General features: G+C 63.8%; 12 protein-coding genes. All 12 read left to right on the top strand.

Features of this window, described 5'->3' with window-relative positions:
* Window positions 1–5: 5 nt before the first annotated feature.
* The 12 genes from AC1D09_RS15870 (at window position 6) to AC1D09_RS15815 (ending at window position 19,592) form a co-directional block, all read left to right on the top strand.
* The gene (locus tag AC1D09_RS15870; RefSeq protein ID WP_477660955.1) at window positions 6–932 is read left to right on the top strand and encodes a hypothetical protein; all 927 of its coding nucleotides are present in this window, start codon (window positions 6–8) and stop codon (window positions 930–932) included.
* Between the two features lie 76 nt (window positions 933–1,008).
* Window positions 1,009–9,345 (top strand): hemagglutinin repeat-containing protein, encoded by an 8,337-nt coding sequence (locus AC1D09_RS15865; RefSeq protein ID WP_477660956.1) that lies wholly within the window; start codon window positions 1,009–1,011, stop codon window positions 9,343–9,345.
* A 1-nt stretch (window position 9,346) separates the two neighbouring features.
* Entirely contained in the window at window positions 9,347–9,760 is a 414-nt protein-coding gene (locus AC1D09_RS15860; RefSeq protein ID WP_477660957.1) for a hypothetical protein, read from the top strand.
* Between the two features lie 33 nt (window positions 9,761–9,793).
* A complete protein-coding gene (locus AC1D09_RS15855; RefSeq protein WP_477660958.1) occupies window positions 9,794–10,186 on the top strand; it encodes a hemagglutinin repeat-containing protein in 393 nt (130 codons plus the stop codon).
* Window positions 10,187–10,614: 428 nt separating this feature from the next.
* The gene (locus tag AC1D09_RS15850) at window positions 10,615–11,079 is read left to right on the top strand and encodes a hypothetical protein (RefSeq protein ID WP_477660959.1); all 465 of its coding nucleotides are present in this window, start codon (window positions 10,615–10,617) and stop codon (window positions 11,077–11,079) included.
* Window positions 11,080–11,511: 432 nt separating this feature from the next.
* Entirely contained in the window at window positions 11,512–13,455 is a 1,944-nt protein-coding gene (locus AC1D09_RS15845) for a hypothetical protein (RefSeq protein WP_477660960.1), read from the top strand.
* 41 nt (window positions 13,456–13,496) lie between these two features.
* Window positions 13,497–14,726 (top strand): ABC transporter substrate-binding protein, encoded by a 1,230-nt coding sequence (locus AC1D09_RS15840; RefSeq protein ID WP_477660961.1) that lies wholly within the window; start codon window positions 13,497–13,499, stop codon window positions 14,724–14,726.
* A 410-nt stretch (window positions 14,727–15,136) separates the two neighbouring features.
* On the top strand, window positions 15,137–15,637 hold the full coding sequence (locus AC1D09_RS15835) for a hypothetical protein (protein WP_477660962.1): 501 nt from the start codon (window positions 15,137–15,139) through the stop codon (window positions 15,635–15,637).
* 324 nt (window positions 15,638–15,961) lie between these two features.
* Window positions 15,962–16,897, top strand: a complete 936-nt coding sequence (locus AC1D09_RS15830; protein ID WP_477660963.1) for a 4-hydroxyproline epimerase — start codon at window positions 15,962–15,964, stop codon at window positions 16,895–16,897.
* Window positions 16,894–17,994, top strand: coding sequence for an NAD(P)/FAD-dependent oxidoreductase (locus AC1D09_RS15825; RefSeq protein WP_477660964.1), 1,101 nt, complete (start codon window positions 16,894–16,896; stop codon window positions 17,992–17,994). Before AC1D09_RS15830 ends, AC1D09_RS15825 begins: the two co-directional genes overlap by 4 nt.
* Before the next feature lie 325 nt (window positions 17,995–18,319).
* Complete coding sequence (locus AC1D09_RS15820; RefSeq protein WP_477660965.1) at window positions 18,320–18,742, top strand: hypothetical protein; 423 nt, start codon at window positions 18,320–18,322, stop codon at window positions 18,740–18,742.
* Window positions 18,743–18,812: 70 nt separating this feature from the next.
* Window positions 18,813–19,592 carry a Crp/Fnr family transcriptional regulator gene (locus tag AC1D09_RS15815; RefSeq protein ID WP_477660966.1) on the top strand — a complete coding sequence of 260 codons (780 nt, stop codon included), beginning with the start codon at window positions 18,813–18,815 and terminating at the stop codon, window positions 19,590–19,592.
* Window positions 19,593–19,600 lie beyond the last annotated feature (8 nt).

Below are 19,600 nucleotides of genomic sequence, written 5' to 3'. Positions count from 1 at the left end.
TCTTTATGCCCGTTTTTTCCAAGACCAGTACCTGCGCAGTTGTCATCGCCAACCTCATGGCTTGGGGTCCCGGCGCATTCGCGCAGCAGGCTGCAGCGCCGGACGCGGCCGCACCCACGGCCACACCGGCAACTGCGTCCCAGGCGGCGGAAGTACGCACACCCTCACCGGATGCATCCGTGGCGGCCGTTCCGCCGGCCCTGCCGGCGGTCGGCACGTCCACATCCGGCGACGCCGTTGCGCCTGTCGCCACCACCACGCCGCTGCCTGGAACAGCGGCTACACCCGTGGCAACGGCCCCGACACAGTTGGCGGTGAGCTACTCCCGTTTTGGACCCGACAACGTGGCCGTCAAGGAGGTGATGGATGAGTTGCGCGTGGTGCGTCCGCAGGCCACCCACAACGCCGTCGGCCAGCAGGTCGTCCTCAATGTGGCGATGATGCTTCTGAGCGGCGGTCGTGCGCTCAGCTTCCAGGGCGTCAGCAAGGACAACTTTGCCGGCATCTCGCCCGAAGGCGCCGTGAACACCGCACGGCTGACCAATCCGGCACGCACTTTGCTGCCCGGAGAACTGCAGCAGCGTGTGAGTGCCTGGCTTGCCGGCCAGGACAAGACCCGCGACATGAAATTCGCCGGCAACCTGGTCGTCAATTCCGCGACCTGGCGGCTGGTCTACAACAGCCTTGACCCCGCCGACACAAGCTATCGCTTGCGCCTGGAAACCGAGATATTCAAGGTGCGCGAGTCTTCCGCCTTCTTCATGCCCAAAGTCCGCGCCGGGAAGTCCTGCAAATACGAAAGCGACGCTCGTCCCATGAGCGAGTGGCAGGCAGGCGATTACCAGGCCGTGGTGGACCTCGCGCCCGTGGCGGTAAACCAATGCGCCACGGAGTTTGCGGCGCAGCTTGCCGACCTGCTCGAACTCAACTGATCCGCCACGTCGCTCCACGCCCCGCCTTTGGGGCCTGCATTGTCCCGTTCCATTTCTTTTTCCCTGTGAGTCTGTCGTGAACAAAAACCGTCACCGCATTGTTTTCAACGCCAAACGCGGCCAGTTGATGGCTGTCAGCGAGACCGCCAGCGCACAGGGTAAAACGGCGGACGGCCAAGGCACGGGGCCGGGCAGCACAAGCATCACCTTCACGGCGCAGTTGCGCCCGCTGCGCTTTGCCATGCTGGCCGCGCTGGGCATGGTCCTGTGTTGGCAGCCAGGCCTGCACGCGCAGATCGTTGCAGCCCCCGGCGCGCCCGCCAGCCAGCGCCCCACGGTGCTGCAAACCGCCAACGGCCTGCCGCAGGTCAACATCCAGACGCCGTCGGCCGCCGGCGTGAGCCGCAACACCTACCAGCAGTTCGACGTCCAGCCAAACGGCGCCATCCTCAACAACAGCCGCACCAATGTGCAAACGCAGCTGGGCGGTTTTGTGGGCGCCAACCCCTGGCTGGCCACCGGCCCGGCGCGTGTCATCCTCAATGAGGTGAACTCCGGCAACCCCAGCCAGCTGCGCGGCTATGTCGAGGTCGCCGGCCAGCGCGCCGAAGTCATCATTGCCAACCCGGCCGGCATCAACGTCAACGGCGGCGGTTTCCTCAACGCCAACCGCGTCACGCTGACCACCGGCACGCCGGTGCTCAACGGCGGCGCGCTCGAAGGCTTTCGGGTGCAGGGCGGCAGCGTCAGCGTGGGCGGCGCCGGCCTGGACACCAGCACGGCCGACTACACCGCCATCCTGGCGCGCGCGGTGCAGCTCAATGCCGGCGTCTGGGCCAGGGAGCTGCGCGTGGCCACGGGTGCCAACGAGATCAGTGCGGACCACACCAGCACCACGCCCATCGCCGGCACGGGCCCCGCGCCCAGCTACGCCGTCGACGTCGCCCAACTGGGCGGCATGTATGCCGGCAAGATTTACCTGATAGGCACGGAAACCGGCCTGGGCGTGCGCAACGCCGGTGTCATAGGCGCCAGCGGCGGCGACCTGGTGTTGCAGGCCAACGGCTGGCTGACCAACACCGGCAGCATCCAGGCTGCGGGTCATGTGCAGCTCACCACAACCGGCGCCATTACCAACAGCGGCGCCGGCGCGGTCATCAGCGCCCAGGGCAACAGCAGCCTCACCACGGGCGCCGGCCTCGCCAACGAAGCGGGTGCCATGATCGTGGCCACCGGCACCCTGGCCATCAACGCCGCAGGCGCGCTGCAAAACACGCAAGCCACGCTGGCGGGCAACGGCGCGGTCACCGTCAATGCCGCCAGCCTGTCGAATGCGTCCGGCACCATCGCCTCGGTGGGCGGTGACCTTGCCGTCACGACCCCAGGCGTCACCAGCAACACCGTGGCCGGCGGCGCCGCGCAGGGCGGGCGCCTGAGCGCCGGCGGCAATGTCACCTTGAGCAACACGGGCCTGGTCAACACCGGCAGCAGCCTTACCGGCGCTGCCATCACCGTTGACACCCACCTGCAGGCTTTCAACAACACCGGCGGCACCGTCTCCGCCAGCGGTGCCACCACCCTCAACAGCGGCGCGCTGACCAACACCGCCGGCCTGATTCAATCCACCGGCGCTTTGACACTGGACACCCACGGCCAGACGCTGACCAACACAAATGCCGCGGGCTACAGCGGCGGCGCGGGCGGCGTCACGTCCCAGGGCGCCGTCACGCTGTTGACCGGTGACCTGAACAACACAGCGGGCTCCATCGGCGCAAAGGGTGCGTTGACCGCCAGCGCGGCCAACGTCAGCAACGCAGGCGGGCAGATCGTCAGCGAATCCACCGCGGGCTTGACCACCACCGGCTTCAACAACAGCGGCGGCCAGCTGCAAGCCGTGGGCAATGTCTCTGTGGCCGCAGGGCCTGGCGCCATCAGCAACACAGGCGGCCTGGTCCGCAGCGGCGAGACCGTCACCCTGGCCGCTGCCAGCGTCGTCAACAGCAACACCTCCGGCGCCAGCCAGGGCCTGGAGGGCAAGAACATCGCCATCACAGCCGCCACAGTCGCCAACGATTCGGGCGCGATACGCACCAGCAACAACGCCACCCTCACCAGCTCCGGCAGCATCAATAACGATGCCGGCCTGATCAGCGCGGGCAACACGGCCACCTTACAAGACACCGCCGTTGCCAAGACGCTGGCCGTCACCAATGCGGGCGGCACCGTCATTGCCGGCCTCTCGCTGGCGGCCACCGCGGCCAGCCTGGGCGGCAACGGGAGTTTGCTGTCGCAGCAGGATGTGTCTCTCACGCTGACCAGCGACTTCAGCAACACCGGTGAGCTCATCGCCAACCGCGACGTCACGCTTTCGACCACCGGCAACCTCAGCAACAGTGGCAAGCTGCAGGCCGGGCGCAGCCTGGCCGCTTCGGCCGCCAACGTGAACAATGCCGCCACCGGCGTCATCAGCGGCGTCAATACCACGGTGAGCGCCGCCAACACGCTGACCAACCGCGGCCTGATCGATGGTACCGAGACCCGCTTGAACGCCGCCACGCTGACCAACATCGGCACCGGCCGCATCTACGGCGACCATGTCGCCATTGCCGCTACCACCGTCAACAACAGCACCGAGACCGTGAACGGCACGCGCGCTGACGCCGTCATCGCCGCCAGAGCGCGGCTTGACATCGGCACGCAGACCTTGAACAACGGCGAAGGCGCGCTGCTCTTCAGCGGCGGCACTGCGGCTGACGCGCTCAATATAGGCGGCAGCCTGGACGCCGGCGGCCGTGCCACCGGCCAGGCTTTGGCCGTCAACAACAGCGGCGGCACCATCGAGTCCCTGGGCGGCCTGGCGATCACCGCCGGGCAGATCAACAACACCAATCCCAATTTCGCCTACACCGTACAGACGGGCAGCGCCAGCGGCGGCAGCGTCAGGGAGTACATCACGGCGCAAGGCAATTACTCGCCGAACGACGTGGGTTGGGTGGTCAGTGCCGAGACTTACAAGGCGGGTGTCGGCGGCGGCTACGCCTACTGGGACACGACGGGCCTGCAGCAAATTTACGGCGGTCCCGGACGCTGGGCGTCGGAAGACGGCATACCGCCCTACACCGGCCACCTTAATGTTGACGGCAAGGGCCGTCTGCTTCTGAAGGGCGCCCCTTATTCGGACCCCAAGTACGCACCGTACTTCCTCGGCCCCAACGCCTACGTTCAAGCGCATTACCTGTTGACGGGCGCCCGGGACGGCCTGGTGTCAACGCCCGTCGCGGCGTTTTTCGGCTATGACGCCAGCAGCCCGGTGTGGGATGTTTTTGGGGTGGCCCGGCCGCAGGCCTCGTCGGATGTGGACCCCGCTCCCTGGATCGCGCTGCAGGCGCAGATTGACGCGATGCGCATGACCGTCGTTGCCAACGCCGTCGCCGTCGAGGGCTTTCGCGACTACACCTCGTCGCCGCAAACGCCCGTCGTCACCCAAAGCGCCCCAGGCCGGATACTGAGCGCCGGCGCCATGACGCTGCATGCGGCGACCGCTCTCGTCAACGACCAGAGCCAGATCATCGCGGGCGGCGCCCTCAACATCACCGGCCAGGCCGTCGACAACCGGGGCCGCACCGTCAGCGTGAACGCCCAGCGCAATGGCACTGCCTATTTCTGGAGCAACTACAACGAAGGCTGCGGCGGCTTTGACGGCTGCGACTACAACTACAACGCCTATCGCGACGGTCCCTACACACAGGACGTGCCGCAAACCGTCACGCTCAATGCCTTCCAAAGCCGCAGCTTCAGCGCACCCGCCGGCACCGGCACACGGGTGGCCGCAGCCACCGGCGCCAGCATCGGCGGCAGCCCCAGCGCGCCCGGCGCGCTCAGCGCGGCCGGCGTGCGCACCGTGCCCGTCAACCTCAGCGTCCCCACCACCAGCCTGTTTCGTCTCAATCCCAATCCGGCCGGCGGCTTCCTGATTGAGACCGACCCGCGTTTTGCCAACTACCGAAACTGGCTGGGCAGCGACTACATGCTGGGCCAGCTCGCGCTGGATCCCAGCGTCACGCAAAAGCGGCTGGGCGATGGTTTTTACGAGCAGCGCCTGATCAACGAACAAGTGGCCCAGCTTACCGGCCAACGCTTCCTGGGCAACTACACCAGCGACGAAGCCCAGTACAAAGCCTTGATGGACGCCGGCATCGCCTATGCCCGGCAATACCAGCTGCGCCCCGGTATCGCCCTGAGCGCCATCCAGATGGCCCAGCTCACCAGCGACATCGTCTGGCTGGTCGAGCAGGAAATCACGCTGGCCGATGGCAGCAAAACCCGCGCCCTGGTGCCCCAGGTCTATGTGCAGGTCAAGGACGGCGACCTCGCGCCCACAGGCGCCTTGCTGGCCGGCAAGAGTGTCAACATCAACCTGGCCGGCGACATGGGCAACACCGGCACCGTGGCCGGCCGCACCGTCGTCAACCTGACTGCCGAGAACGTGCAGAACCTGGGCGGGCGCATCACCGGTGATGCGCTCACCGTGGCCGCCCGCAATGATTTGAACAACATCGGCGGGCAAATCATCGCCGCCGCCAGCCTCAACGCCAGTGCCGGGCGGGACCTGAATGTGGTCACCACCACCAGCAGCGCCGGCAACCAGACCGGCGGCACCAGTTCCAACAGCTTCAGCCTGACGGGGATAGACCGTGTGGCGGGCCTCTATGTCAGCAACCCGGGCGGCACCCTGGTGGCCAGTGCCGGGCGCGACGCCAATATCATCGCGGGCGTCATCTCCAACAGCGGCGCCAACGGCAGCACCGTGATCAGCGCCGGCAACAGCATCAACCTGGGAACCGTCGCCACCGCCAGCAGCAGCCTGCAGTCGCGCGGTGAAGACCACTTCCTGCGCGACAGCCAGACCGCCGACGTGGGCAGCCAGCTGCAAACCACCGGCAACCTGAGCCTGATTGCCGGCAAGGACCTCAACGCCAAAGCCGCCAACGTGCAGGCCGGCGGCGACCTGACCGCCAGCGCGGGCAACAACGTCAATATCACCGAAGGCCGGAAGACCAACAGCTTCGGCTTTGCGTTGACCACCGCCGAAAGCGACCTCTTCAGCTCCAGCAGTACCACGGAGCGCCGCAGCAGCGAGCAGGACAAGGCCGTGGGCTCCAGCCTGGGCGGTAAAACGGTCACCATCGTCAGCGGCAAAGACATCAACGTCAAAGGCTCCAGCATCGTCAGCGACGCGGGTACCACACTGGCCGCCGGCCGCAATATCGCCATCGAGGCTGCGCAGAACACCAGCAGCTCCACCTCCTTCTACGAAAAGAAAGAGTCCGGCCTGCTCGATGGCGAAGGTGCCGGCATCACCGTCGGCACGCGCGAACAATCCACCGACCAGAAGAACCGCGGCACCACCGCCGCCGCCAGCACTGTGGGCAGCATCGCCGGCAACGTCACCCTGGTGGCTAACGAGGCTTACAAACAGGTCGGCAGCGACGTGATGGCCCCGGGCGGAGACGTCACCATCGTCGCCAAAAAGGTTGACATCGTCGAAGCCCGCGAGACCAGTCGCAGCGAGACCGAGCAGAAGTTCAAGCAGACTGGCCTGACGCTGGAAATCACCTCGCCTGTCATCAGCGCCATGCAAACCATCGACAAGATGAGCGACGCGGCCGGCGACACCAAAGACAGCCGCATGCAAGGCCTGGCAGTCGCCAACGCGGCCTTCGCCGCCAAAAACGCCTACAACGCCGTCCAGGCCGGGCAACTCCCCAAACCGACCGGCGGCAACAACCCCAGCGCCAACACCGATGCAGAGCCCAGTGCCGCAGACAAAGCCGGCGGCATCAACATCGCCATCAGCATAGGCAGCAGCGAAAGCCAGAGCAACTCGGTCAGCCAAAGCAACACAGCCAATGGCAGCATAGTCACCGCTGGCGGCACCATCACCATCGCCGCTACCGGCGCAGGGCAGGACAGCAACCTGACCATACAGGGCAGCAACGTGGAAGCCGGCCGTGCCGTGCAGCTGCTGGCCGACAACCAGGTCAAGCTGCTGGCCGCGCAGAACACCGCAAGCCAGAACAGCAGCAACAGCAACAGCTCCGGCAGCCTGGGTGTCAGCTTCGGCACCGACGGCCTGCTATTCAACGCCAGCGCCAGCGGCGGCAAAGGCAAGGCCGACGGCACGGACACGGCCTACACCAACACCCAGGTCAAGGCCGGCCAGCAGGTCAGCATCACCAGCGGCGGCGATACCACGCTGCAAGGCGCTGTGGTTAAGGCCGAGCAAGTCAAGGCCGACGTGGGCGGCAACCTCAATATTGCCTCGCTGCAAGACACCAGCACCTACACCAGCGAACAAAAAAGCATGGGCGGCTCACTGAGCGTTGGCTTCGGCAAGATGAGCGGCAGCTTCAACGCCAGCAAAAGCAACATCGACAGCAACTTCAACAGCGTCGGCCAGCAAAGCGGCATCAAGGCCGGCGACGGCGGCTTCCAGGTCAATGTGGGTGGTAACACCACCCTCAACGGCAGCGTGATTGCGAGCAACCAGACTGCGGTAGAGCAGGGCAAGAACAGCTTCCAGACCGGCGGAACGCTCAATATCAGCGACATTCAGAACAGCGCGAGCTATGACGCCAAGTCGGTCAGCATCAGCGTGGGGACAAGCCAGCAGCCGACGGGGAAAATCGGCATGAGCGGCCTGGGCTTGGGCCTTGGCAGTGAGAAAGGCAATGCCAGCAGCACCAGTAGCGCGGGTATCAGCGGCATTGCGGGCAATACCGCCGTCAGAAGCACGGATGCGGAAACCGGGCTGGCGAAAATCTTTGATGCCGACAAGGTGCAGCGTGAGATCAATGCGCAGATGCAGATCACGCAGGCGTTTACGAGGGAGGCACCGAAGGCGGTAGCGAGCTTCGCCGCTAGTCAGGCGGCTGAACTGCGGAGTCAAAACAACGAAACCGAAGCCAAAAAATGGGATGAGGGCGGCATCTACCGGATCGCGCTTCATACCGTCGTTGGTGCTTTGGGTGGAGGCTTTGACGGCGCGGCGGGAGCGGCAGCCAGTGCCAGCTCCGCAAACCTGATGAACGCCTTGCAAGATGGAATTCAACAAGGACTGGTAGATGCGGGTCTGAGCGATAGCGCGGCCAAGGCGCTGGCGCAAACCGTGGCGACACTCACTGCGGCGGGCATTGGTGCTGCCGTGGGTGGCGCGCAAGGAGCGGCTACTGCTGCGACTGTGGATGCCAATAACCGGCAGCTGCATTACACCGAAACCCAAAAACTTGCTGTGGCAAAAGCAGGAAAGACGGTTGAAGAGAAGCGTCGACTGGATGCGGCGGCGTGCGCTTTGGTCAGGTGTGCGGACGGCATTCCCGACAGCGATCCAAACTGGATCAAACTCAATGACATGCAGCGTCAGGGAGACACCTACACAGCCGAGAAGGCCATTCTTCAGAAAACGGGTGAATTCGTTTATGAGTCTTTGGACTCGGTACGAGACGGGCTAACTCGAAACGGGGAGGCGGTCACTCGAGTGGGTGGTGCCATCAATATGGGAGCTGGCGCTGTGGGAGTGGTGGGTGGAGGCGTGATTGCCACAGGGGGCGCGGTGTCATGCGCTGAAACATTAGGCCTTGGCTGCCTGGCCGTGCCGATTGGGGCTGGCATTGCCGGTGTGTCGAACCAGCAAATGCAACAAGGAAATTCGGCATTTTCGGGACCCTATCAATCCAGTGAAGGCCAGCGCGTGCTGGATTCATTTAATCTGGCGACGTACCCTGGCGAGCGTGATCCGCTTATGCTGATTGGTATTGACGCCGCCAAGCTTGGACTTGCCTACCTGGGAGGGAAATACATTCCCAAGGCGCTGGCTAAGGCCGAGGGGTTGGGGCCGAGCACGGGAGGAAGGGGAACGGTTGCAGGAAATGGTGAAGGAGCAAATGGAGGCGGTGTGACAACGGTCATCACGCCAGAGATGGAGGCCAAAATCCTATTTGGTGAACGAGTCACTAATGCAAGTGGAGTGCCGACAAATCGATTAATTGGCGCACACGGCGGCGAAATCTCCAATTCCAATACGAAATACGCTGTCGAGGTGCTTTCCGTGAATGCAGACGGAACACGAAACGCGAAGTTAGTAACGCAGTTCAGTGATGGCAATGTTTCAAATATCAAATCAAGTACGTTGTTTCCAGAGGGCTGGACATCCACTCAAAGTATTGGTGCTGTTAAGCAAGTCGGAGATACGTTGCCGGTTGCTACGCGTGCTGATGGAGCGACTCTTTATCAGTCGACCATAAACGGGGTCAAGATTGAGGTCATTAAGATGGGCAACAATGTGACCGCTGGCTACCCTGTCGGATCACGTGGATTTCAAACCACGACATATTTTTTAACGGGCAAGAACTGACATGTTTGCAAAATATGAAGAGTATTTGGATGGAGTCAAAGAATTCGATAATTACTGGTCAGATATCGGCATTTCGGAAGCAGTTGCAATGCTCGAAGGTTTTTCTGCCAATGACTGGAGAATTTTTGACGAAAAAATCCCGACCAAATCGAAACTATGGCTTGTATCGTGTGCGGAGACTCTAGGCGATGATGCCGGCGGAGTTGCTTCATTTAATCTCCTTCTCAAATTGCTTTCTTCAGAAAATGATGAAGTCAAGATTGCTGCTCTCGATTCGTTAAATAGCCGGCTGTCCTTGGGCTATGTAGTCGGTGAGAGTGCTGAGAGAATCCGTTCTGCTATCGATTCAGCCAGAGGATCGGCGGGGACCGTGGTTTCTATGATGCTAGATTCTTTAGAGAAAAAACTGCCGTAATTGACACGGATTCGCTCGCCAGCAACCGAGCTGGTGGCATCAATAGTGGCGACGTTTGGCAGGCGTGGGCTCGACAGTTTCGCCGGCATAGATTGCGTGGCCGGGCTCTACATCACCAATGCCGGCGGCACCCTGGTCGCCAGCGCCGGGCTCGACGCCAATATCGTGGCCGGCGTTATCCAGAGCCAGGGCAGCGCCCAGCTACAGGCCGGCAACAACATCAACCTGAACACGGCCACCAAAACCGACAGCGTGGACGCCACCCGCGACGAGCGCAACTACACCCGCTTCTCTCAGACCCAAGACGTGGGCAGCCAGGTCAGCGCCACCGGCAATGTCAGCCTGACGGCCGGCAAAGACATCAACGCCACGGCTGCCAGCGTGACGAGCCAGCAGGGAGCACTCACAGCCAGCGCCGGTAGCTAGCGAGCAAGTTAAAGGATTGGTGAATTATTTGACTTCCAGCGGTTCTCACCCAGTCATGACATTGCTTCAAAGTCCAGGCTCCTCCGTGACGAAAGTGGGACACTGGGTAATGGTCGAAGGAATCAATTCTGCTGGCAACGTCATTATTCGAGATCCAGCAGGATGGTGTTGAGTTCCGTCGAAATCTGACCCGGTTAGGACAGTCATTTCCACCCTAGCGGGATCCACGTAGGCCCCACCCACTCCCTCACGTTGAGTACGGGTCAAAATTTGATAGAAAAACTGGGTCAGGCTTCGGCGAAATTCAACACCACGTAGGCCCACCCACTCCTTCACCTGGAGCACGGGTCAAAATTTGATGGAAAAAACTGGGTCGAGCTTCGGCGAAATTCAACAGCGACAGCACCAATAGCACCAAGGCAATAAATATGCTGCTAAAAATTCAATTTCCGGACAACCTGGTTGTGCAGGATTTGCTTGAGCAAAAGGACATCCCATGCTTCTGTCGAGTTAACGGCCTTTCGTTTCAGCTGCTGTTTCAGGACCCCTTGCCGCAAGCTACGGGAGATGTGGAGGGCTGGACTCAAAAAATGATTGATGAACGCGCACCGGCAGGCGCAGGCGGCGCATACACGCATTACTCCTTCGGCATGGTCACGCTTAGGAGAGCGGGAGAGCATGTTTTTGATATTGTGGATTTATCTTTTTTCGAAAGTACGATTGGCTGGTGCCCAATCATGGCGGGTGGCGAATTGTGTGAGGTCAGGCAATGGAATACGCCAGAAGAGCTTGAATTTGAGGCAAGCTTCAAGAATAAGAAGCGGAATAAAAAGCAGCAAAGAGTCATGGATGCACTTGCTCAGGCCGGATTTGCCGATAGGTCTAATGATTGAGTTTCGTCGCTGAAAGGTTAGATGGATGTCTGCAGGACAATAAGATCTATAACAAAGTCCTGGATCCTGTTCCCATCCACAGCCGCTCATTGGCGACTGAATGTTTAACGCGATATCTGCGCACCAAGGCGCGGGGATTTGTGACATTAAGTTAGCGCACCTGCTCCAAGTGAAGCGCCGATTGAGGTCCTTCAATATGGCTCTGTCCTGAAGCTCCGCCCCAGTTCAAGCCAGCATACGCCGCACAAAGGCCGGTTCATGATGGCCCCTACCCCTCTATTTGGAGGAGACACCCCGGCGCCCCACCCACCTGACAAACGTCACAAACTGTTCAAGCCTGGCCGCGGCCCCCAAAGCCAGTATCAATCACCTTGTCAAAGCCATTAGCGTGGCGTATCTTGCAAAGCAAACAAGCACCGCAGGGGGACATCGGTGATCAAGATACCGAGCTTTCACGCCAGGTCGATTCGCGCCCACCTGTTCTGGACCTATGCCGCGCTGGTGACGGTGCTGGTGGTCGCGCTGATGGCGCTGGCGGAGCTGGCGGCCAGCCGCATCGTTTTTGACGGCGCGCAGCGCGAGCTCGAACAGCTGGGCCGGCGCACGCAGGAGCAGCTGCTGCGCTTCCAGGAGCCGGCGCGTGCCTGGCTGGAGGCGACCGCCAACGACCCGCACGCGGGGCTGGAGGGCGACAACGACATTTCGGTGCTGCGCATGCAGATGTCCATGCAGCAGCGCTATCCGCAGATCGGCTCGCTGGTGTTCGGCTACCCGGACGGCAGCTTCGTGCAAAACATGGTGCTGCGCAGCGCGCGCGACCGGGCCTGGGCCAAGTCGCTGCCGGAGGCGCGTTACGCGCAGCAGATCATCCGGGTGGACGAGCGGCAAAAGCGTGTCGAAGAATGGGTGTTTTACGACCAGCAGATGACGGCGATCGCGAGCCAGCGGCGGCCCTGGGGCGAGCGCTACGACCCGCGCGAACGCCCGTGGTACCAGGGCGCGAGCGACCTGAACCTGGGCACTTTCCAGGCGACCGATCCCTTTGTGCTGAAGGTGCCGGAGGAGTTCGGTATGGCGCTGTCGCGCCCGCTCAGCGGCGCGCGGGGCGGGGTCGCGGCGGCGATGTTCACGGTGGGCGGCCTGTCGGATTTCTTGCATGCGCGCGGCGAGGAAAGCCATGCCGAGCTGATTTTGTTCGACGCGCAGGGCCGTGTCTGGGGATGGTCGCAGGCGGACAGGCTGCGCCGCCTGCTGGGTTCAGGCACGCCGCTCAGCCTTTCTTCCCTGAGCGATCCGCTGTACGGCTCGCTGCACAAGCTGGTGGAACAGGGGGCGGCGCAGGAGATGCCCATCCACTCGGTCGAGGGCGCGGGGGGCCAGCGCTTCGCGGCGGTGGTGATGCCGATGGAGGGGGTGTTCAGCCACAAGGCTTATGTGGCGCTGGTGTCGGACCAGAACCTGTTGCTGGCGCAGGTGCGGCGCATGCGCTGGATGCTGCTGGGGGTGGGCGTGGCCGGGCTGCTGATGCTGCTGCCCATGCTGTTCTGGATGGCCAACCGGCTGGCGACGCCTTTGAAGAACCTGGTGCGTTCGGCCAAGCACATCCGCGAGTTTGAGTTCGACAGCGACATTCCGCAGGACAGCGATATTTCGGAAGTGCGGCGCCTGCAGGAGTCGCTGGCGATGGCGCGCATCGCGCTGCAGGGTTTCTCGCGTTATGTGCCGCGGCCGCTGGTGAAACATTTCATCGCCAACCGGCTGACGCCGCAGGCCGGCGTGGAGCAGCGCGAGCTGGCGGTGCTGTGCGCCGCGCTGGACGAGCAGCACGCCACGGCGGTGAGCTGGTCGCCGCATGCCGATCACTACTTGCAGATATTCGCGGTGGAAGTTGCTCAGGGCAAGGGCATGATGGACCGCTATGAAAGCTGCACGGCGGTGGCGCTGTGGAACACGCCGCTGAATGTCTCCAACCCCGCGGGTTATGCCTGCGAGGCGGCGCTGCGCGCGGTGGACGCGATGCAGGCGCTGGCCCAGGGGCTGAACACATCCGTGAAGCCGCCGTGCTTCGGCCTGGATTTCGGCGGCGCCACGGTGGGCAATTTCGGCACCTGGGACCACCTGACCTTCACCGCGGTGGGCGCGCCGCTGGACAATGCGCGCGCGCTGGCGCGGCAGGCGAACGCGCTGGGGCTGAACGTCGCGGCCAGCCGCTCGGTGGCGCTGGCGGCGGCGCGTTACTTCCGCTTCCGGCTGGCGGCCACGGTGCCGCTGGGCCCGCGCGGCGAGCTGCATGAGGTGTATGAACTGGTGGAGCGGATCGTGCACGAAGCCGATGCGAAACACGTCCGGGCGAGCGAGCCGGCGACGGTGGGCTAGGCTTCACAGCCGGTCCTCACCAGGCTGAAAGAGAGGTTGTCATGAACAGCGTACCGATATTGACACGCAGGCGCTGGCTGCGCCGGGGCGCGGGCCTGGCCGCCTCGCTCGGGCTTGCCGGTATGGCGCGCGCGCAGGCCGGCAGGCCCTTCACCATGTCCTACGGCTGGGTTCCGTGGGCGGCGGGCAATTCGCCGGTCACGCAACACATGATCAGCAAGCGGCTGATTGAGAAGCACGCGGCGGAGTTCGGCTACGACCTGACCATGGACTACCGGACTTACCCCGCGGCCGCGCCGCAGGTGGAGGCCCTGGCCGCGGGCCAGCTCGACATGGCGATGTGGGGCAACACGCCGACGATACGCGCCATCGTGGCGCAGCATCCTTTCAGCCTGGTGTCGGTGGCGGAAGGGCGGCTGCGCTTTTTGCTGTGCACGCGCAAGGATTCGACTATCCGCAACGTGCAGGACCTCAAGGGCAAGACGGTGGGCACGCTGATGGGCGCGGACCCGTACAACGCGTTCACGCAAATCCTGCGTTATGAGCTGGGCAACCCGGACCCGGCCGCCCACGGCATACGCATGGTGCACCTGCCGACCCTGCCCGAGGCGGCGCAGGTGCCGGCCGGCATGGATGCCACGCTGGCCGTCTACCCGGCCTTCCTGAAGGCGCAGGCGACCGGCACGGTGGCCATCATGAATTCCTACGGCTACACGGAGGGCCATTACGACGGGCCGGAAGGCAAGGGCGCGGGCATCCTGCTGCCCTCGGTGAAGAACTCGCCTTTTTATCCGGACGGCTACTACCTGCACCGGTCTTTTCGCATCGTGCACAACAGCCTGGTGGAAAAGCACCCCAACCTGGTGCTGGCCTTTCTGCTGGCGCAGCAGGAAGCCGTGGCCGTGCTCAGCGAGTCGGACCCCGGCGTGGTGTCGCAGCTGGTCAAGTCCTATTGGGGCCTGTCACCGGCGGAGGGCGCCAAGGTGGTGCGCGACGAGGTGGTGTTTCGCCGCGGCTGGGCCTGGTCGACCGAAGGCGACGCGCTGTCCCTGCTCGCGACCTCCAAAATGATTGCCGGCGCCAGGATCATTCCCGAGCCGCTCAACTGGGCGCAGGTCAAAAGTGTGTTCGTCAAGACCGCACCCGTGGTCAAGCTGGCCTATGACAGGCTGGGCGCGAAACCGGCGCTCGCGGAATTCCAGAGCGCCCGGGTCGGCGACTTGCGCGGCCTGCCCTCGTGGGAAATGCAGCGCTGGAAGGACAGGGCCTAGCCGGGCCGCTGTTCGGCCGCTGGTTCATTCAGGCGCCCAAAAAAAAGCCCCTGCAGTAGAGGTCACTGCAGGGGGCTTGAACTGCTTGACAGCAGCCTTGTCTGGGATGAGAACAAGGAACGCCGGAGCGTCGTGGCCATTGTAAAAATCGTGCCGGCATGGGAAAGCCGACAATGTGTTTCTGCGGACATTTGTTGTTGATCAGCGGAAATTCTTGCGGACACCCGGCCCCCGAAAGCCCGCAGTGCGCACATAAATAGTTGTTTTTTCCGGCAAGCATTGCCCGTGCACAGACAAAGTCCCCTGTACATCCCGGCGTTCTCGCAGACACTGCGGCGACGCTGACCGGGTGGTGCCGCCCAGATCCTCTTAGTAAATCCGCACCAGGCCTCGGGAAGCAGGGGATGCTTATGAGTGCCAGAGACTCTTTTGAATTCAATACCTTGCGCAAAGGCATGGGGGTTCGCGTGCTGCTGGTGGAGTTCCACGAACTCGCCGTCGAGGATTTCCAAAGCCGCCTGCAAATGTTGTCCGCCTCGAGGCTGATCACGCGCATAGACGCCACGCCGCTGACGGGCGCGCCATGGATGTTCGAGACCTTCCGGCATTGTGTGGTGTTTGTGCGCCTGCGCGAGCAGCATATGCGCGGCGACCGCAGCCCGGCGATGAAGGCCTTCCTGGCGCAGCTGGCGGCGTCTCGCGCCGTCACCGTCATACCCGTCACTTGCCGGCGCGCGCTCATCGAGCACTTCCATCGCCATCTCTGCGGCGTCAGCCCGATGTACCTGGGCACGTCCTTTGTGCAGGAAGACCTTCTGCATATCCTGGGCGCCTGCGTTTTCTCCAAACCGGTCCGGCGCAGGATCGACAGGGTGGACGCTCCCGCGGAGCCGAGCATCGCGGGGCTCTGAGGCCAGGGCGCGGCCGCGCCCAGGTCCGCCCCCACCGGCGGACATTCCGGCGATTCCGCAAATTCACCTTCCAAGCGCAAAAAAGGCGGCTTGGCAAGCTGCTTGATACCCTGTAAAGTCAATTTAAATATCTCTTTAATATATTTAAATGCAACAAAATTTAATTCCTTTGTTTTAGGAATCATCCTTGATTCCTTCCCGCGCCCGGGGTCTTGCCGGGCCGTCATCCACCCGGCGCCAGGCGTCCGCCACGGCTTGCGGTGCCGGTGCTTTGCCCGGCTGAAGAAGTAAGCTCAGCACCGAACCCACCCTCAGACTTGCACCATGAAGCGAATCAAAATAATCGACTCCCACACCGGCGGCGAACCGACGCGCCTTGTGATTGATGGTTTTCCCGATCTGGGCCATGGCAGCATGGCCGAGCGCCGCGCGCTGCTGGCGCGGGAGCACGACGACTGGCGGGCCGCCGCCGTGCTGGAGCCGCGCGGCAGCGACGTGGTGGTGGGCGCCTTGCTGTGCAAGCCGGTGGACCCGGCCAGCGCCGCGGGCGTGATCTTTTTCAACAACACCGGCTACCTGGGCATGTGCGGGCACGGCACCATAGGGCTGGTGGCCTCGCTGGCCTATATGGGTTTGGTCAGGCCCGGCGAACACCGCATCGAGACCCCGGTCGGCACCGTCACGGCCACGCTGCACGGCGACGGTTCGGTGAGCGTGCGCAATGTGCCCGCCTGGCGGCACCTGCACCAGGTGGCCGTCGAGGTGCCGGGTTACGGCACGGTACGCGGCGACGTGGCCTGGGGCGGCAACTGGTTTTTCCTGGCGAGCGAGCACGGCCAGCGCGTGGCCAGCGACAAGCTGGAGGCCCTGACCGCGTATAGCGTGTCGCTGCGTGAGGCACTGGCCGCCCAGGGCATCACCGGCGCCGGCGGCGCGGAGATAGACCATATCGAGCTCTTCGCGGACGACGACGGTGGCGCGGACAGCCGCAACTTCGTGCTGTGCCCCGGCAAGGCCTACGACCGCTCGCCTTGCGGCACCGGCACCAGCGCCAAGATCGCCTGCCTGGCCGCCGACGGCAAGCTTGCGCCCGGCGAGGTCTGGCACCAGGCGAGCATCATCGGCAGCCGCTTCGAGGCCAGCTATGCCGTGGAGGAAGGCCAGGTCATCCCGACCTTGCGCGGGCGCGCCCACATGAGCGCCGAGGCGACCTTGCTGATCGAGGAGGGCGATCCCTTCGCCTGGGGCATACGCCTGTGAATGCCGACGTGATCGTGATAGGCGCCGGCATCGTGGGCGCGGCCTGCGCGCATGAACTCGCGCGCGCGGGGCTCGACGTGCTGGTGCTGGACGCCGGCCTGGGCGGCGCCACGCAGGCCGGCATGGGCCACCTGGTGGTGATGGACGACAACCCGGCGGAGCTGACGCTCAGCCATGAATCGCTGAAGATCTGGCATGACTGGGCGCCGCGCATGAATGCCGATTGCGCCTTCGCCGCCTGTGGCACGCTGTGGCTGGCCGCCAATGACGCCGAAATGGCGGTCGCCGAAGACAAGCGGCGCTGCCTGCAGGCCCATGGCGTCGCCTGCGAACTGCTGGGTGCCGCAGCGCTGGCCGCGGCGGAGCCGGTGCTGCGCCCGGGCCTGGCGGGGGCGCTCAAGGTCAGCGGCGACAGCGTGGTGTATGCGCCCAATGTTGCGCGCTGGCTGCTTGCGCAGGCGCCGCGCGCCATCGCTTTTGAGCAGGCTGAGGTGGCCGCCATCGAGGGATCGCGCGTGCGCCTGGCGGACGGCAGCTGGCGCAGCGCCGGCGCCGTGCTGCTGGCCGCGGGCATAGAGGCCAGCCGCCTTTGTCCCGACTTGCCGATACGTCCCAAGAAGGGCCACCTCGCGATCACCGACCGCTACCCCGGCACGGTGCACCACCAGCTGGTCGAGCTCGGCTACATCAGCAGCGCGCATCACAGCGACGGCGCGTCGGTGGCCTTCAATGTGCAGCCGCGCCCGACCGGCCAGCTGCTGATAGGCTCCTCGCGCCAGTTCGACACCACCGACCCGGCGGTGGAGGCGCCCATGCTCGCGCGCATGCTGCGCCGCGCGCTGGACTACCTGCCGGCGCTGGCCGGCCTCAACACCGTGCGCACCTGGACGGGATTTCGCGCCGCCACGCCGGATGGCCTGCCCATCATCGGCCGCCATCCGCGCCAGCCTGGCCTGTGGCTGGCCGTGGGCCATGAAGGCCTGGGCGTGACCACGGCCCCGGCCACGGCGCGTTTGCTGGCGGCGCAGCTCACCGGCGGGGCGCTGCCCTTCGAGGCTGCGCCCTACGGCATGCAGCGCTTTCCGGCGGCCGCATGATGGCGGCATCGAGCCGGCCCGCAAGCTGCCGCGTATCGTCGTGATGGCCGCACATTCGCCAGAGCCTCGACCCGGCATGTCGACGGCCAGTTCCGCGACACCAGCCCATGGATCGCGCCGTCGCGTGTCTGCTCCGCGGCACCGGCGATGCCTTGGGCCGCATGCCAATTTTCAAAAAAGCACCGAGATTGCCTTCGTGCGGACAATGTTGCGCCCAATTGCTCTTGAGCGGCCTATGCTTGGTTCATCGCTTCCCGGCGACCGCCATCGATGCCCATCGATGGCAGGACATGAACCTGCTCAGCCATTCAAGGGGACAACCATCATGATGTACTTTATCGAACTCAGCCAGTTCCTGGCGGAGGATGACGCGGTGCTGCAGTCATTCAGGGCGCAGATGGGGCGCGACAAAGGCAAAGCCGTGCATTGGGCCGAGTGGCGGGCCGATGGCTCCAACGGCCGGTCCTGCCCCGACGTGACGCTCATCAACGCGGCACGCCTGGACTGGAGGCAACTGAAGTCCCTGGTCGACGGATGCGGCGCCGAGACCATTGTGCTCACGGGGCGGCGGGATTCCGTGCTTTCCTTGCCGGTGCTGCCTGATGCAGCCGCGTTGAATGATCTGCTGCGCTTCATGCCCGGCCGGCCGACGGCACTGCCGCAAAAAGACCGCAACTCCCCGTACCGGCCAGGTGTGTGGGTCGACACGACGCCCATGCCTTTCATGCCGGTCAAGGCTTTGTCCTGATCCGCGTTCCGTGTGAAATCAAAAAAAACGGAAGTGCTTGCCAGTGCTTTCCGATGTTAAGGGGATAGGGATGTCTGGCGCATACATTTATCAGTTGCTGACGGGTTTGGGAATCGGCGAGCGCTCGGCGCTGCAAATGCTGTCCCGCGTGAAGATGACGGCCTTCGATGCCGGCGACGTCATCTGGCCCAAGGGCGGCCAGGTGGCCGCCTGGACCTACATCGTCTCCGGCCTGGTGGGCGCCAGCGTGCCCCTGCAAGAGGGCGGCTGCATCCAGGTCAACATCTACGGCCCGCGCACCTGGTTTGGCGAAGAGCCCTTGCTCAATCGTTATCCCTCATGCCTGGACTATGTGTGCCTGGCCCCCGTCCGCGCGGTGTGTGTGCCGGCCACCGACGCGCTGGCGGCATTCCAGGATGAGCCGGAATTTTCCCGCTACATCGCCCTGCTGATGGCCTGGCGCAGCCGGCAGCATTCGGAAATGATCGTGCTCATGAAGCAGGGCAGCCCGCCGCTGCGGGTGGTCATGGGCCTGGCGCTGTTCGCCGAGGCGCTCTACTACAACTCATCGCGGCCGCCCACGCACGGGCTCGAAGGCACGTCCGTGGAGATTCCCGTCAAACAAACCGTCATCGCGTCCGTCTGCGGGGTGTCGCGCAGTGTTTTCTCGGAGGCCGTGCATCACCTCGTTGCGGCCGGCTGGTTGCGCGTGAACTACGGCATGCTGGAATTGCGCTCGCTGGAAACCTGGCTGCGCTTTTCCCGCAAACACCGGCAAGCCCGCATGAATATCACCAAGCCCACGCTGGAAGAACTCATCGTGCTGATGCAGGACGCCGCGCTGCCTTGACGCCGGCC

The sequence above is a fragment of the Polaromonas sp. P1_A2 genome (assembly GCF_056406895.1).
This window is presented reverse-complemented; position numbering and strand designations above follow the sequence as displayed.

What these genes read in the sequence shown, in the direction of transcription:
- AC1D09_RS15870 (WP_477660955.1), top strand. Translation starts at nt 6, where the DNA reads ATGCCCGTTTTTTCCAAGACCAGTACCTGCGCAGTTGTCATCGCCAAC.
- AC1D09_RS15860 (WP_477660957.1), top strand. Translation starts at nt 9,347, where the DNA reads ATGTTTGCAAAATATGAAGAGTATTTGGATGGAGTCAAAGAATTCGAT.
- AC1D09_RS15850 (WP_477660959.1), top strand. Translation starts at nt 10,615, where the DNA reads ATGCTGCTAAAAATTCAATTTCCGGACAACCTGGTTGTGCAGGATTTG.
- AC1D09_RS15840 (WP_477660961.1), top strand. Translation starts at nt 13,497, where the DNA reads ATGAACAGCGTACCGATATTGACACGCAGGCGCTGGCTGCGCCGGGGC.
- AC1D09_RS15835 (WP_477660962.1), top strand. Translation starts at nt 15,137, where the DNA reads ATGAGTGCCAGAGACTCTTTTGAATTCAATACCTTGCGCAAAGGCATG.
- AC1D09_RS15830 (WP_477660963.1), top strand. Translation starts at nt 15,962, where the DNA reads ATGAAGCGAATCAAAATAATCGACTCCCACACCGGCGGCGAACCGACG.
- AC1D09_RS15820 (WP_477660965.1), top strand. Translation starts at nt 18,320, where the DNA reads ATGATGTACTTTATCGAACTCAGCCAGTTCCTGGCGGAGGATGACGCG.
- AC1D09_RS15815 (WP_477660966.1), top strand. Translation starts at nt 18,813, where the DNA reads ATGTCTGGCGCATACATTTATCAGTTGCTGACGGGTTTGGGAATCGGC.